General features: G+C 71.7%; 10 protein-coding genes. 4 read left to right on the plus strand and 6 right to left on the minus strand.

Translation table 11 applies throughout. The features are described 5' to 3' along the window. Positions 1 to 423 precede the first annotated feature (423 nt). On the plus strand, positions 424 to 1,314 hold the full coding sequence (locus H180DRAFT_RS18525; RefSeq protein ID WP_055487197.1) for a hypothetical protein: 891 nt from the start codon (positions 424 to 426) through the stop codon (positions 1,312 to 1,314). 87 nt (positions 1,315 to 1,401) lie between these two features. Here H180DRAFT_RS18525 and H180DRAFT_RS18530 read toward each other — a convergent pair whose 3' ends face one another. After that, positions 1,402 to 3,090 (minus strand): AMP-binding protein, encoded by a 1,689-nt coding sequence (locus tag H180DRAFT_RS18530; RefSeq protein ID WP_055487198.1) that lies wholly within the window; start codon positions 3,088 to 3,090, stop codon positions 1,402 to 1,404. A 191-nt stretch (positions 3,091 to 3,281) separates the two neighbouring features. On the opposite strand from H180DRAFT_RS18530, the gene H180DRAFT_RS18535 reads away from it, so the two are divergent. The 3 genes from H180DRAFT_RS18535 (at position 3,282) to H180DRAFT_RS18545 (ending at position 6,692) form a co-directional block, all read left to right on the plus strand. Next, on the plus strand, positions 3,282 to 4,718 hold the full coding sequence (locus H180DRAFT_RS18535; protein WP_055487199.1) for an MFS transporter: 1,437 nt from the start codon (positions 3,282 to 3,284) through the stop codon (positions 4,716 to 4,718). A gap of 234 nt (positions 4,719 to 4,952) precedes the next feature. Beyond that, positions 4,953 to 6,041 (plus strand): endonuclease/exonuclease/phosphatase family protein, encoded by a 1,089-nt coding sequence (locus H180DRAFT_RS18540; protein ID WP_254666075.1) that lies wholly within the window; start codon positions 4,953 to 4,955, stop codon positions 6,039 to 6,041. A gap of 207 nt (positions 6,042 to 6,248) precedes the next feature. Continuing rightward, positions 6,249 to 6,692 (plus strand): hypothetical protein, encoded by a 444-nt coding sequence (locus H180DRAFT_RS18545; protein WP_055487200.1) that lies wholly within the window; start codon positions 6,249 to 6,251, stop codon positions 6,690 to 6,692. An 89-nt stretch (positions 6,693 to 6,781) separates the two neighbouring features. Here the strand turns inward: H180DRAFT_RS18545 and H180DRAFT_RS18550 are convergent, their stop codons facing one another. The 5 genes from H180DRAFT_RS18550 to H180DRAFT_RS18570 form a co-directional block, all read right to left on the minus strand. Further along, positions 6,782 to 8,002 (minus strand): XdhC family protein, encoded by a 1,221-nt coding sequence (locus H180DRAFT_RS18550; protein ID WP_055487201.1) that lies wholly within the window; start codon positions 8,000 to 8,002, stop codon positions 6,782 to 6,784. 127 nt (positions 8,003 to 8,129) lie between these two features. Then, positions 8,130 to 9,620: an NCS2 family permease gene (locus H180DRAFT_RS18555; RefSeq protein WP_055487202.1), complete on the minus strand. Its 1,491-nt coding sequence runs from the start codon at positions 9,618 to 9,620 to the stop codon at positions 8,130 to 8,132. A gap of 325 nt (positions 9,621 to 9,945) precedes the next feature. Further along, positions 9,946 to 12,360: a xanthine dehydrogenase subunit D gene (gene pucD / locus H180DRAFT_RS18560; protein WP_055487203.1), complete on the minus strand. Its 2,415-nt coding sequence runs from the start codon at positions 12,358 to 12,360 to the stop codon at positions 9,946 to 9,948. Positions 12,361 to 12,362: 2 nt separating this feature from the next. Beyond that, positions 12,363 to 13,022 carry a (2Fe-2S)-binding protein gene (locus tag H180DRAFT_RS18565; protein WP_055487204.1) on the minus strand — a complete coding sequence of 220 codons (660 nt, stop codon included), beginning with the start codon at positions 13,020 to 13,022 and terminating at the stop codon, positions 12,363 to 12,365. Next, positions 13,013 to 13,924 (minus strand): FAD binding domain-containing protein, encoded by a 912-nt coding sequence (locus tag H180DRAFT_RS18570; protein ID WP_055487205.1) that lies wholly within the window; start codon positions 13,922 to 13,924, stop codon positions 13,013 to 13,015. Before H180DRAFT_RS18570 ends, H180DRAFT_RS18565 begins: the two co-directional genes overlap by 10 nt. Between the last annotated feature and the right edge of the window lie 177 nt (positions 13,925 to 14,101).

Genomic DNA, 14,101 nt, shown 5'->3' on the forward strand with positions numbered 1-14,101 from the left:
AGGTGCGGCCGGTTTCTCTGTACCAGCTGATTGAGCTGCCACTGCCAGTCCTTCGGGAGTAGGGATCAGGAAAAGGGGCTTGCGCTTCGGGCCCTGTCGGACCCGGCGACAAACCCTGCCCGCAAGACGCCCCGCCATGTGTCACGGAGGGGCAACGATCTGTCCGGGAAAGAAGTGGAATCAGCAGGTCACTCGCGGGACGGGCCGAAAAGGTGCTGCTCCCGCCCGTGCCCGGGCGGCACAGGCCCGAACGAGAGGTGGCTGCCGGACGCTCCGCGGCGAGCGCCTCTTCACACCCCTTTCTGTTCCGTTCCTCTTCGGAAACCCCGTCCTTTCGGCGACGATATGAGCAGGGTCGCGACGTGCGTGGCCCCCGATTCCGCCGACCGTCCCCGTCCCGCTGATGCCGCTGGAGCCGAAGAGATGGCAGAAAGCGTGCCCGTGCGCTGCCCCGAGTGCCGCCGCGAGCACACCTACACGCCCCCGGTCTACCCGTGCGACTGCGGGGCGCCCGTAACGCTGCCCATGCTGCGCGACGGCACACCCGCGCAGATCCGGCACCGCACCTGGGCGGGGTCGTGGGTCGAGGTGCGCTGCCCGTCGTGCGGGACGTCCAGGGAGTGGCCTCAGCCCGAACTCGGCTGCCGCTGCGGCACGTTGCTGCGGATGCCCGTCGTGCCGCCGCAGCCGTCGCCGCGGCAGCCCCCGCCCCCCGCCGGCGACCTGCCCGGCACCGCCGCGGACCGGGCCCCGGGCACCGCAGCGGAGGCCGGCCACCCGGCCGGTACCGGCGGCGTCCCCGTCGCCGGAGACGCCGACGGCACGGCAGCACCGTCCACGTCCGCCGGAACACCCGCGGGCAGCGCGGGCCCCTTCACCGCTCCCGCACCGCTCAAGGCGCACGACGCGCAGAAGCAGCCTCGGCACGCTGCGCGCCCGGCCTTCCGTCCCGTCACGATCCGCACCGCCCAGGACGCCCGCACGGCCGCGGCCGAGTATCTGCGCTGGCTGGGATTCCCGGAGGTGCGTGTGACGGAGAGGCGCCCGGCCTCCGGCGTCGACGTGCGCGGCTCCGGCATCATCGCCCACGTCGACCCGACGACCGCCCCGACGACGCTGCGGGAGGTCGAGACGCTCTGGCTGAACGGCCTCAACGAAGGGGTGGGAACGGCCTGTTTCTCCCTGGCGGGGTATTCGCGTGAGGCCCGCACCCGCGCGGACTCGCTGTCCGTGCCGCTGTTCGTCCTCGATCTGACGGGCATGCCGCAGGCCGTGAACGACCCGGCCGACGACCTGGTGCGCTCCGTGTACTGACACGGGGCAGATCCGTGCGCCGCCAACGGGCAGCCGCGCGTACCGGCGCAAGGCCCGCCCCCGCCGGGCGCGGGCGGACCCGGTGCCTCAGCGCTCCTCCCGGAACTCCTCCCCCGGCTCCTGCGCCGCGTGCGCGCGCAGCTCGACGCGGCGGATCTTGCCGGAGATCGTCTTCGGCAGCTCGGCGAACTCGATGACGCGGACGCGCTTGTACGGCGCGAGCGTCTCCCGCGAGTGCGCGAAGAGCACGTTCGCCGTCTCCGCTCCCGGCCGCCAGCCCTCCGCGAGCACCACGTACGCCTTCGGCACGGCCAGCCTCAGCTCGTCAGGCGAGGGCACCACCGCGGCCTCCGCGACGGCCTCGTGCTCCAGCAGCGCGCTCTCCAGCTCGAACGGCGAGATCTTGTAGTCGCTCGCCTTGAAGACGTCGTCGGAACGCCCGATGTAGGTGATGTAGCCGTCCTCGTCGCACGAACCGATGTCGCCGGTGCGGTAGTAGCCGCCGGCCATGGCTTCCCCGGTGCGCTCCACGTCGCCGTGGTAGCCCGTCATCAGCCCGACGGGACGGGCGGACAGGTCGAGGCAGATCTCGCCCTCGTCGGCGCCCGCCTCCCCCGTCACCGGATCGAGCAGCGTCACCTCGAATCCCGGCATGGCCCGTCCCATGGAGCCCGGCTTGAGCGGCTGGCCCGGCGAGTTGGCGACCTGCACGGCCGTCTCGGTCTGGCCGAAGCCGTCGCGGATCGGCCTGTCCCAGGCCCGCCGCACATGCTCGATGACCTCGGGGTTGAGCGGCTCGCCCGCGGCGACGACCTCGCGCGGCACGGCCGTCAGCTTGCTCAGGTCGGCCTGGATGAGCATGCGCCACACCGTGGGCGGCGCGCAGAAGCTGGTGACGCCGGCCTTCTCGATCTCGGCTAGGAGGCGGTCCGCGTCGAAGCGCGTGTAGTTGTAGATGAAGATCGTCGCCTCGGCGTTCCAGGGCGCGAAGACGTTCGACCACGCGTGCTTGGCCCACCCGGGCGAGGAGATGTTGAGGTGCACGTCCCCCGGCTGCAGCCCGATCCAGTACATCGTCGCCAAGTGGCCGACGGGATAGGAGACATGGGTGTGCTCGACGAGCTTGGGCCGGGCCGTCGTGCCGGAGGTGAAGTAGAGCAGCAGCGTGTCCTGGGCACGGGTGGGACCGTCCGGCTCGAAGCTCTCGGAGGCCCCGTAGGCGTCCTCGTAGGCGAGCCAGCCCTCTCCCGGGCTCCCGCCGCCGCCCACGGCGATGCGGGTGTACCCGCCCTCCACGGTCTCGAACTTGGCCGTGTCCTGGGCCCGTACGACGACGTGGCGGGCCTCACCGCGCTCGATGCGGTCGGCGAGGTCGGCGGGGCCCAGCAGCGGCGTGGCCGGGATGACGACCGCGCGCAGCTTCATGCAGGCCAGCAGCGTCTCCCACAGCTCGACCTGGTTGCCGAGCATCACGATGACGCGGTCGCCGGGCCCGACGCCCTGAGCGCGCAGCCAGTTGGCGGCCTGCGCCGACCGTGCGCGCATCCGGGCGAAGGAGTAGCGGGCGGCGCTGCCGTCCTCCTCGACGATGTGCAGCGCGGTGCGGTCGTTGTCCTCGGCGACCGAATCGAACCAGTCCAGCGCCCAGTTGAAGTGCTCGGGGCGGGGCCAGGAGAAGGCCGCGCGCGCCGCGTCGTAGTCGGTCCGGTGCCGCAGCAGGGTGTCCCGGGCGGCGCGGAAGGCCTCGGTGGGGCTGGTGGGCTCGGTCGCCGTCATCGTCAACTCCTCGGATGCCGCTCACTTTGCTGCCGGTGCGACGCGGGGCCGCCGGTTCCCTCCGGGCCGGGCCCTTCGAGGGCGGCGCCGGCGGTCCGCCGCTGGTCACACTGCGGATCATCCTGGGTCACCGAACGCGCGGGCACCACCCCCGAGCGGCAGTCCGTCCGTGCTCCGTGGATGCTGGAGGGATGTCCCCCGCCACCGAGGACGCGGCGAGTGCGAGCACTCCCCGGCGCATGCTGGTGCTGGCGATCTGCTGCATGAGCCTGCTGATCGTCAGTCTCGACAACACCGCGCTGAACGTCGCGCTGCCGTCCCTCCAGCGGGACCTGAACGCCTCCGTCTCCGGTCTGCAGTGGACTCTCGACGCCTACACCCTCGTCATCGCCTCCCTGCTGATGCTCGCCGGCTCGACGGCGGACAGGGTGGGGCGGCGCCGCGTCTTCCAGACGGGGCTCGTGCTCTTCACGGTCGGCTCGCTGCTGTGCGCCCTCGCACCCGGCCTCGGCTGGCTCGTCGCGTTCCGCGCGCTCCAGGCCGTCGGCGGTTCGATGCTCAACCCGGTCGCGATGTCGATCATCACCAACACCTTCGTCGAGCCGCGGGAGCGGGCACGGGCGATCGGGGTGTGGGGCGGCGTCGTCGGCATCTCCATGGCGGCCGGGCCGCTGCTGGGCGGTGTCCTCGTCACGGCGGTGAACTGGCGTGCCATCTTCTGGCTGAACCTCCCCATCGGTCTCGCGGCGCTGCTGCTGACCGCCCTGTTCGTACCGGAGTCCCGGGCGCCGCACCCGCGCAGGCTCGACCCGGGAGGCCAGCTTCTGGTGATGGCGGCGCTCGGCACGCTGACCTTCGGCATCATCGAAGGCCGCAACGCCGGCTGGACCTCCCCGCTGATCCTCGGCTGCTTCCTCGCCGGCGCGTGCGCCGCGGCGGCCCTGCCGCTGTACGAACGGCACCGCACCGAACCGCTCGTCGAATTCCGCTTCTTCCGCAGCGTCCCGTTCTCCGGCGCCACGCTCACCGCGGTCACGTCGTTCGCCGCGCTGACGGGATTCCTCTTCCTCAGCACCCTGCATCTGCAGAACGACCGCGGCCTCTCGCCGTTCGAGGCCGGTCTGCATCTGCTGCCGATGGCCCTGATGACGGCCGTCTTCGCGCCGCTCTCCGGGCACCTGGTGGCCGTACGCGGCGCACGGCTGCCGCTGCTGTTCGCCGGTGTGTTCATGACGGCGAGCGGTCTGCTGTTCGCGCTCTTCGACGCCGAGCGGACCGACGGGCTGCTGTTCACCGCGTACGTCGTCTTCGGCATCGGCTTCGGCCTGGTCAACGCACCCATCACCAACGCCGCGGTCTCCGGGATGCCGCTCTCGCGCGCCGGAGTGGCCGCGAGCATCGCCTCCACGAGCCGTCAGATCGGCTCTGCGCTGGGCGTCGCCGTCATCGGCGCGGCCCTCGCGGCCGGTTCGGATGTGACGGCGTGGTGGATCTTCACCGGATGCGGCGCGGTCGTACTGCTGCTGGCCTTCCTCACCACCGGGCCCCGGGCCCGGGCCAGCGCGGAACGCGTCGCCTCCTGCCTCCCCCCGGAACCGGCGGACACCTCGAAGACGTCGTCCGGCTGACGGGCGTGGGCCGCCGGCGTCCGCCCCGGACCCGCCGGTGCCGGAATTCACCTCCCCGACAGGGCCTGACGCAGGCAAAAGCGGTGAAAGGCGCCCGCCTCGCCGCACATGCGGGTGGAGAACTTTGACGGTTGCGCCACAGGACCGGCAGGTCTCGTAGGGAAGTGCGCGGACGAAGAAAAGATCGCAAGGACGTGCACCCCGCTGCGCGTGCGATGGTGCACCATCAAGAACGTGTTGACGGGGGACCGGAACCATCGCATCAAGCGGGACGGAAGCCGCGGCACGGTGACGGAGCATCAGCTCCGCAGCACCGCGCGGCCCGTCCGTGCCCGCCATGAGCGGGTACGGCGCGAACAGCGGCCGCGGCGGACGCGCCGCCGCCCCATGGCCTGGTTCGCCTGCCTCGTCCTGGCGCTGCTGAGCGTGCCGCTCGCCTTCCGCGGAACGAACGACGACGGGCCGACGCCCATCGCCCAATTCCTCGCCTTCCTCCCCTGGTTCCTCGTACCGGGATGGCTGGCGCTGCTGTACACGGTGCTGGCACGCCGGGTCCTGCTCGCGGCCTGGGCGCTCGCCGTGCTCGCCGCCACCGTCGGATACACCCTGCCCCAGGGGCCGGAGGCGCCGGCCGATGCATCCGAACGCACCGGGAAGGCACGCTTCCGCGTGCTGACCGCCAATGTGCGCTACGGCGAGGCGACGCGCGCGCTCGTGCGGACGCTGCGCCGCGAGCGCCCGCACCTCGTCGCCGTCCAGGAGTGCGACACCCGGTGCGTCGAAGCGCTGCGCAGCGCGCGGATGTACGAGAACTACCCCTACCGGAACATCGTCGAGAGCGGCGGCGCGAACGGCTCGGCCCTGCTGAGCACGTTCCCCTTGGCGAAGGAGTCCTCCCTGCCGGGGCGGATGGCCATGCCGAACGCCGTCGCCGACATCTCCGGCACGAGCGTGAACATCCAGGTCGCCCATCCGATGCCGCCGAATCCGGAATCGCTGGACACCTGGCGCAAGGAGCTCAGGACGCTGCGCTCGTACGGTGCGTCGCGGGGCCGGACACCGACGATCGTCGCGGGCGACTTCAACTCCTCCCAGGACCACGCCGCCTTCCGCTCCCTGCTGCGGACCGGACTGAACGACGCCGCCCGCCTCACCGGCCAGTCCCGCACACCGACGTGGCCCAACGACACTCCTCTGCGTTTCATGGGCGCACAGCTCGACCACGTCCTGGTCAGCGACCCCCTGACGGCCGTCGACGCCCGGTTCCTCGAACTCGACGGCTCCGACCATCTGGCCGTGCTGGCGGACCTCAACCTGCTCTGAGCGCCGCGCGCCGGGGCAGTCGCCGAGCACGGCCGGCCGACGGGCCCCGGGCCGGCCCCGCGCACACAGGCTGACGTCCTCGAGACCGCGCACCCACAGACCGTCCCGGCACTCGCACCGGGCAGTTAATCAAATTTGACTAATTGCCTCGCGGGAGAGAGACTCCGAAACCGAGTAGTCAAATTGGACCAATATCGAGGAGGGTTCGTGCCGGACACCACTTCCAGCACAGCAACCGAGCAGGACCACCGGGACCTGGAGGCATGGTTCGCGCGTTACGACGCCCACGCCGCGAAGGCCGACGTCGAGGCCATGGCGTCGATGGCGCTGTTCCCGCTGAACCTCGTCACGGACGGCGCAGACCCCGGGTCCGGCGTGGCCAGGCAGTGGAGCCGCGAGGAGTTCGTACGCACGATGTCCGCGGTCATGGGTGAGGGCGGCGGCGAGGAGGTCCACTTCGACTCCCGGCGCTCACCGCACTTCCTGTCGCGGAGCCTCGCCGTGGTGTTCACCGAGTCGACGATGACGGCGGGTTCACAGACCCAGTCGATGAACTACGCGGACATCCTCGTCAAACGGGACGGCGAATGGTACTTCCAGACCATGATCCAGGGCGGCTGGGCGGCAGCGCTCACCGGTGGGGAGGCCTGAGTTCGTCCCTTCCCGTACCGCGGGGATCCGGCCCCCGGACCGGGAATCGGCCCGCATGAGGGCTCTCACCGAAAGCCGCACAAGGCGGCCTACGCGACCTCCCCGAACCCCCGTCCGGTGCGTGCGGCCGTTTCCGTACGGGCGCCCGTCCCCGGCTCGCGGTGGATCGGGGTGTGCGCGCCGGTGAGCGGAACGCCGGTGCCGCCGTAACGGACCGCGACGATCTCGGCGGCGATGGACAGTGCCGTCTCCTCGGGGGTGCGGGCACCGAGGTCGAGGCCGATCGGCGAATGCAGTCGCGCCAGTTCGGCGTCGCTCACGCCCGCCTCGCGCAGCTGCTCCAGCCGCGCGAGGTGGGTGCGGCGCGAACCCATGGCGCCCACGTACGCGACGGGCAGCCGCAACGCGCGCTCCAGCAGCGGCACATCGAACTTGGCGTCATGGGTGAGGACGCACACGACCGTGCGGGCGTCCAGTTCCTGGGAGTCGAGATAGCGGTGCGGCCACTCCACGACGACCTCGTCGGCGTCGGGGAAGCGGGCCTTTGTGGCGAACACGGGACGGGCGTCGCACACGGTGACCCGGTAGCCGAGGAAGGCCCCCGTGCGGGCCAGGGCACTCGCGAAGTCGATCGCGCCGAAGACGAGCATCCGCGGCGGCGGCGCGCTCGACTCGACCAGCAGCGTCACCGCCGGCCCGCACAGCGGGTCGCCCTCGCCCGCGGCGCCGCGTCCGCCGGCACCGGGCGGGCCCCCCTCCGTGCCGGTCTCGACGGTGGCGGTGCGGCCGGCGTTCAGCAGGGCGCGGGTCTGGGCGGCGGCGCCCTCGTCGAGCGACGCGGAGCCGCCGAGGGTGCCGGAGGCCGGGCCGCCGGCCGGCACGAACATGGCACCGCCGAGCAGTTCCTCCGGTCCCTCGACGACGCGGGTGAGTGCGACGGCACGGCCGTCCGCGGCAGCGGCGACCGCTCCCGCATACATCGCGTAGGCGTCCGTGCCCGAGCGGACGGGCGTGACGAGGATGTCGATGACGCCGCCGCAGGTCAGCCCGACGGCGAAGGCGTCCTCGTCGCTGTAGCCGAACTGCTGGACCACGCTGCGCCCGGATTCCATCGCCTCCTGGCACAGCTCGTAGACGGCGCCCTCGACGCATCCCCCGGAGACGCTGCCCACCGCCTCACCGGCTGCGTCCACGGCGAGCGCGGCTCCCGGCCGGCGGGGGGCGCTGCCGCTGACGGCGACGACGGTCGCGACGGCGAAGTCGCGCTCCTCCTCGCACCAACGGTGCAGTTCGGCGGCGATGTCCAGCATCAACGGGCTCCTCACTCGCACTCATTCGCATGCACTGGGGTGCGGCCTGCGAGCCTACGCCCGGCGGCCCGGGCGGCCCGGCCTTCCCTGTGTCATTCATGCCTCACGACGCCGCCGCACCCCACGTTCACCTCACGCCGAGCCACCCCTCGAGCGGGCTGAGCGCGAAGTAGACCAGGAAGACGGCGGCCAGCCCCCACATCAACGCACCCACGTCGCGCCACCTTCCCTGGGCCGTCCTGATCACGACGTAGGAGATGCTGCCGGCGGCGATGCCCGCGGTGATGGAGTACGTGAAGGGCATCAGCACCGTCGTCAGGAAGACCGGGACGCTGGTGGCGACGTCGTTCCAGTCGATGTGCCGTGCGTTGCTCATCATCATCGCGCCGATGACGACGAGCGCAGCCGCGGCGACCTGCGTGGGGATGATCCGGGCCAGCGGCGTGAAGAACAGGCAGAAGGTGAAGCCGAGCCCGGTGACGACGCTGGCCAGGCCCGTGCGGGCGCCGTCGCCGACTCCGGCCGTGGACTCCACGAAGACGGTCTGCCCCGACGCACCCGTGAGTCCGCCGGCGACGCCGCCCGCACCGTCGATGGCCAGGGCCTTGTTCAGGCCCGGCATGCGGCCCTCGTCGTCGGCGAGACCCGCCTGCTGGCCGATTCCGATGATGGTGCCGATGGCGTCGAAGAAGCCCGCGAGGACGAGCGTGAAGACGATGACGCCCACCGTCACGGCGCCGACGTCGGTGATGCCGTCGAAGGAAACCTTGCCGAACAGGCCGAAGTCCGGGGTGCTGACGATGCTTCCGGTGATCTCCGGTGCGTTCCGCCCGCCCCAGTCCTTCGCGTCCAGCCCGGCGAAGTGGTGCACGAGGCCCGCCACGACCGTGCCGCCGACGATGCCGGTGAGGATCGCTCCGGGGACGCGCCGCACCTGGAGCACGAAGACCAGCAGCACGGTGACGGCGAAGCACAGCACGGGCCAGCCGGTGAGCATGTCGCGGGTGCCCAGCTGCAGCGGTTTCGCGCCGGCGACTCCGCCGGGGCCGGGCATGCCCGTCACGAAGCCCGCCTGGACGAGGCCGATGAGGGTGACGAACAGTCCGATGCCCATGGTGATGGCGTGCTTCATCGCAAGCGGAATGGCGTCCATGATCAGCCGTCGCAGCCCGGTGACGACGAGCAGGATGATCACCGCGCCGTAGATGACGCACATGCCGAAGGCGTTGGGCCAGGTCATCTCGGGCGCGACCTGGTAGGCGAGCACTGCGGAGACGCTGAGTCCCGCAGCCAGGGCCAGCGGCACGTTGCCGAGCACGCCCATCACCAGGGTGGTGGCCGCGGCGGCGAACGCGGTGGCCGTGGTGACCTGTCCCGCGTCGAGCGTGGCCTTCCCCGCGTCGGGCACGGAGAGGATGACCGGGTTGAGCAGGACGATGTAGGCCATCGCCATGAACGTCGTTGCGCCGCCGCGCACTTCGCGGGCGACGGTGGAGTGGCGCTCGGATATCCGGAAGTACCGGTCGAGCCGGGAGCGGCCCTGTGCCGGCTGTGGTTGCGGAGCGGCGGAGCCCGCGTCTCCCGCGGGGCCGTGGGTTGCGGTCCTGGACTGGGTCATGGTGTGCGTTCTCCCAAGTTTCGCTGGGGCACCCCGGAGTACCGTGGCACTGCGAAGTGCCATGGCGCTGCGGGGATTTGGGATGCACGACCCGGGGGACGGCCCGAGACGGTACGGAAGGTGCCTGCGGCCGGTGCGGGGGTTCCGCACCGGCCCGGCGCTGGGGGCTGTCCGGCGGATCTTCGTGGATCAGCGAGCGGCGTCCGGCGCCGTGCATCGCAAGGCGGAGGGTCGTCCTCATACTGGGCGTATTCGGGCGATCCCGACAACGCAGCGAGGTGCGGTGCCGGGCGTCGCGAGCCCGCGAAGATCGGCCGGTCAGGCCCTAGATCGCTTGCGTGTCTGTCAGATGTTCGGGACGCACCGGGACCCTGTTCAGGGCGAGACCGGTCGCGTCGCGGATGGCGGCGACGACTGCCGGGGTGGAGGAGAGCGTCGGCGCCTCGCCGACACCGCGCAGCCCGTACGGGGCGTGCTCGTCGGCGAGTTCCAGGACATCCACGGGGATGGTCGGGGTGTCCAGGATGGTGGGGATCAGATAGTCGGTGAAGGAGGGGTTGCGTACCTTGCCGCCGGGATCGACGAGGATCTCCTCCATGACGGCCAGGCCCAGGCCCTGCGTGGTGCCTCCCTGGATCTGGCCGACGGTCGAGAGCGGGTTGATGGCCTTCCCGACGTCCTGTGCGCAGGCGAGTTCGACGACCTTCACCAGGCCCAGTTCGGTGTCGACCTCGACGACGGCGCGGTGCGCGGCGAAGGAGTACTGGACGTGGCCGAAGCCCTGGCCGGTCCTCAGGTCGAACGGCTCGGTCGGCCGGTGCCTGAACTCCAGTTCCTCCTCGACGACTTCGTCACCGAGGACGTCGGCGAGCGCCGCGAGGACCTCGCCCCCTCCTGTGACGACCTTGCCGCCCTCCAGCAGGAGTTCACCGCCGGCCGCCCACGCGGGATGCCCGTCGGCGAACTTCTCCCTGCCGAGCCGGAGAACCCGCTCGCGCACGGCCTCGCACGCCTGCTTCACCGCGCCGCCCGTCATGTAGGTCTGACGCGACGCGGACGTCGAACCGGCGGAGCCGACCTGGGTGTCGGCGGGCAGGATGCTCACGCCCGAGACGCCCAGTTCGGTGCGGGCGATCTGCGCGTGCACGGTGACGCCGCCCTGACCCACCTCGGCCATCGCGGTGTGCACGACGGCGACGGGCTCCCCGCCCACGACTTCGAGGCGGACGCGGGCCGTCGAGTAGTCGTCGAAACCTTCCGAGAAGCCGACGTTCTTGATGCCTACGGCGTACCCGACGCCGCGCACCACACCCTCGCCGTGCGTGGTGTTGGACAGGCCGCCCGGCAGGGCCCGTACGTCCACACCTGTGCCGCCGCCCGGCGCCGCGGAGGTCTCCCACTGGCGCTCCGGCGGCATCGGCATCGCCTTGACGCGGCGGAGGATCTCCGCGACCGGGGCGGGGGCGTCGACCTGCTGTCCCGTCGGCAGCAGCGAACCCTGCGACATCGCGTTGCGCTGCCTCAACTCGACCGGGTCCATGCCGAGTTCGGCGGCGAGGCGGTCCATCTGCGCCTCGTAGGCGAAGCAGGCCTGCACGGCGCCGAAGCCGCGCATGGCGCCGCACGGCGGGTTGTTGGTGTAGAGAGCGAGCGCCTCGACGTCGACGTTGTCCACCTCGTACGGTCCGACGCCGAGCGACGCGGCATTGCCGACGACGGCGGGCGAGGACGAGGCGTACGCGCCGCCGTCCAGCACGATGCGGCACTTCACGTAGAGCAGCTTGCCGTCGCTGTCGGCGCCGTGCTCGTAGGTGAGTCTGGCGGGATGGCGGTGGACGTGCCCGAAGAACGACTCGTAGCGGTTGTAGACGATCTTGACGGGCCTGCCGCTGGCCATCGCCAGCAGGCATGCGTGCGCCTGCATCGACAGGTCCTCGCGCGCGCCGAACGCGCCGCCGACCCCGGAGAGCGTCAACCGCACCTTGTCGTGCGGCAGTCCGAGGACGGGCGCGAGCTGGTCGCGGTCCACGTGCAGCCACTGCGTCGCGATGTACAGGTCGACGCCGCCGTCCTCCGCCGGCACGGCGAGACCCGACTCGGGGCCGAGGAACGCCTGGTCCTGCATGCCGACTTCGTAGTCGCCGCGCACGACGACATCGGCCTTCGCCTTCGCGGCCGTCACGTCGCCGCGCACGATGGGCTGCCGGTGAACGATGTTGGGGTGCTTCACGTGCGGCGCGTGGTGGTCGTCGCGTCCGGGATGCAGCACCGGGGCGCCGGCCCCGGTGGCGCTCTCCTCGTCGTGCACGGGCGGCAGTTCGGCGTACTCGACGCGGATCTTCGCCGCGGCGCGGCGGGCGGTCTCCGGATGGTCGGCGGCGACGATCGCGACGGCCTCGCCGTGGTAGCGCACGCGGTCCTTCGCCAGCACCGGCTGGTCCTTGATCTCCAGGCCGAAGTGCGTCATGGCGGGCAGGTCGTCGTGCGTCATCACGCTGTGGACGCCGGGAAGCTTCAGCGCCTCCGAGACGTCGACGGAGCGGATCTCGGCGTGCGAGTACGGGCTGCGCAGCGTGCAGCCCCACAGCATGTCCTCGTGCCACAGGTCGGAGGAGTAGGCGAACTCGCCGGTGACCTTCAGCGTCCCGTCGGGACGCAGCGTGGACTCGCCGATGCCGCCCCTGGTGGCGCTGCCCTGGGTGAGGGCGGTGGGGATGCGGGTGGGGTTCGCGCCTGCCATCGTCAGACCACCTCTCCCTGCGCGGGGCCCGTTCCGGGGCCCCGGTCGGCTCCTTCCGCGTGGTCCGTGCGCGCGGCCGCCAGTCGCACGGCGTCGAGGATCTTCTCGTAGCCCGTGCAGCGGCACAGGTTCCCCGACAGGGCCTCGCGGATGTCCGCGTCGGAGGGCCGCGCGTTGTGCTCGATCAGTTCGTCGGCGGCGACGAGCAGTCCTGGCGTGCAGAAGCCGCACTGGACGGCGCCCGCGTCGATGAACGCCTGCTGCACGGGCGAGAGGCGCACGCCCGCCTCCGAGGGGGGCATGGCCTGCCAGCGCTGCTCGTCGGCGGCGGACGTGGGCCCGGGCACCGAGGACGGGCCGGACGATGAGGACGAGGGATCCGCCGCCGGTGCGGAGGCGGCCTCCGTGCGCATCCGTGCGTAATCGGCGAGCCCCTCGACGGTCACGACGTCCCGGCCCTCGACCTGTCCCGCGGCCACCAGGCAGGCGCACACGGACTCCCCGTCCAGCCGCACCGTGCAGGAACCGCATTCGCCCTGTTCGCAGGCGTTCTTGGAGCCGGGCAGGCCCATGCGCTCGCGCAGGACGTACAGCAGCGACTCGCCCTCCCACACGTCGTCGGCCTCGTGCCGCCGGCCGTTGACCGTGAATGTCACGCGCATCGGGCGCCTCCTTCGTCGGTTCCGGCGCCGCCCGCGCCGCTTCCCCGGTAGCTGTCCCAGACCCAGCCGAGCGTCCGGCGGGCCATCACACCCACGGCATGCCGGCGGTATGCGGCGCTGCCGCGCACGTCGTCGATGGGGTTGCACGCCCCGGAGCACAGCTCGGCGAACCGCCGCGCCACCGACGGCGGAAGGGCCTTGCCGCTCTCCCACAGCCCTTCGTCCGCCATGGCGGCGTTCAGGAAGTCCTCGGCCGCCGACGCGCGGAACGGGGTGGGCGCCGCGGAGCCGACCGCGGCCCGCACCTCGCGCCGCTCGGGGTGCAGTGCGACGGAGAAGCCGCACACGGCGATGACCATGGCGTTGCGGGTTCCGATCTTGGAGAACTGCTGCGGTCCGCCCGCCTTCTTGATGTGCACCCGCTTGATCAGTTCGTCGTCGGCGAGCACGTTGCGCTTGACGCCGGTGAAGAACTCCTCGACGGGGATGCGCCGCGAACCGCGCACGGACTCGGCCTCGATCTCCGCGCCCGCCGTGAGCAGCGGGGGGTGCGAGTCGCCGGCGGGGGACGCGGCGCCGAGGTTGCCGCCGACGCTGCCCCGGTTGCGGATCTGCGGGGAGCCGACCGTGTGCGCAGCCAGCGCCAGCCCCGGCAGCTCACGCCGGAGGTTCTCGATGATCCGCGCGTAGGGGACGCACGCTCCGAGGGCCACGTCCTCCTCCCCCGTCTCCCATTCGTGCAGCTCGGTGACGCGGTTCAGGTCCAGCAGCTGTGCGGGACGGCGCTGGTCGAAGTTGATCTCGACCATGACGTCGGTGCCGCCCGCGATGGGCACGGCGGCCGGGTGCTCGGCCTTCGCGGCGAGCGCCTCCTCCCACCGGGCGGGACGCAGGAAGTCCATGGGCTCTTCTCTATTCGCTGTTCGCTTCGGGTCGCTGACGTACGCGGGAGTTTCCGACGTGCTCGGCTCGCCGGCGCACGTGCCGTGCGGGCGATTCCGGTTCAGTACACCGATGCCTGCCCTGCCGCGGGCAGTCACGGAAACCATGAAGCTCCCGCCCGGTCGCGTCCGCCGTCT

Origin of the sequence: Streptomyces sp. WMMB 322 (assembly GCF_900090145.1) — a bacterium.
In the GTDB taxonomy this organism is placed as follows: Bacteria; Actinomycetota; Actinomycetes; order Streptomycetales; family Streptomycetaceae; genus Streptomyces.

Bases quoted from the DNA above. Each gene is read 5' to 3' on its own strand.
- H180DRAFT_RS18530 (WP_055487198.1), bottom strand. From the start codon at position 3,090: ATGACGGCGACCGAGCCCACCAGCCCCACCGAGGCCTTCCGCGCCGCC.
- H180DRAFT_RS18570 (WP_055487205.1), bottom strand. From the start codon at position 13,924: ATGGACTTCCTGCGTCCCGCCCGGTGGGAGGAGGCGCTCGCCGCGAAG.
- H180DRAFT_RS18535 (WP_055487199.1), top strand. From the start codon at position 3,282: ATGTCCCCCGCCACCGAGGACGCGGCGAGTGCGAGCACTCCCCGGCGC.
- H180DRAFT_RS18555 (WP_055487202.1), bottom strand. From the start codon at position 9,620: ATGACCCAGTCCAGGACCGCAACCCACGGCCCCGCGGGAGACGCGGGC.
- pucD (WP_055487203.1), bottom strand. From the start codon at position 12,360: ATGGCAGGCGCGAACCCCACCCGCATCCCCACCGCCCTCACCCAGGGC.
- H180DRAFT_RS18525 (WP_055487197.1), top strand. From the start codon at position 424: ATGGCAGAAAGCGTGCCCGTGCGCTGCCCCGAGTGCCGCCGCGAGCAC.
- H180DRAFT_RS18565 (WP_055487204.1), bottom strand. From the start codon at position 13,022: ATGCGCGTGACATTCACGGTCAACGGCCGGCGGCACGAGGCCGACGAC.
- H180DRAFT_RS18550 (WP_055487201.1), bottom strand. From the start codon at position 8,002: ATGCTGGACATCGCCGCCGAACTGCACCGTTGGTGCGAGGAGGAGCGC.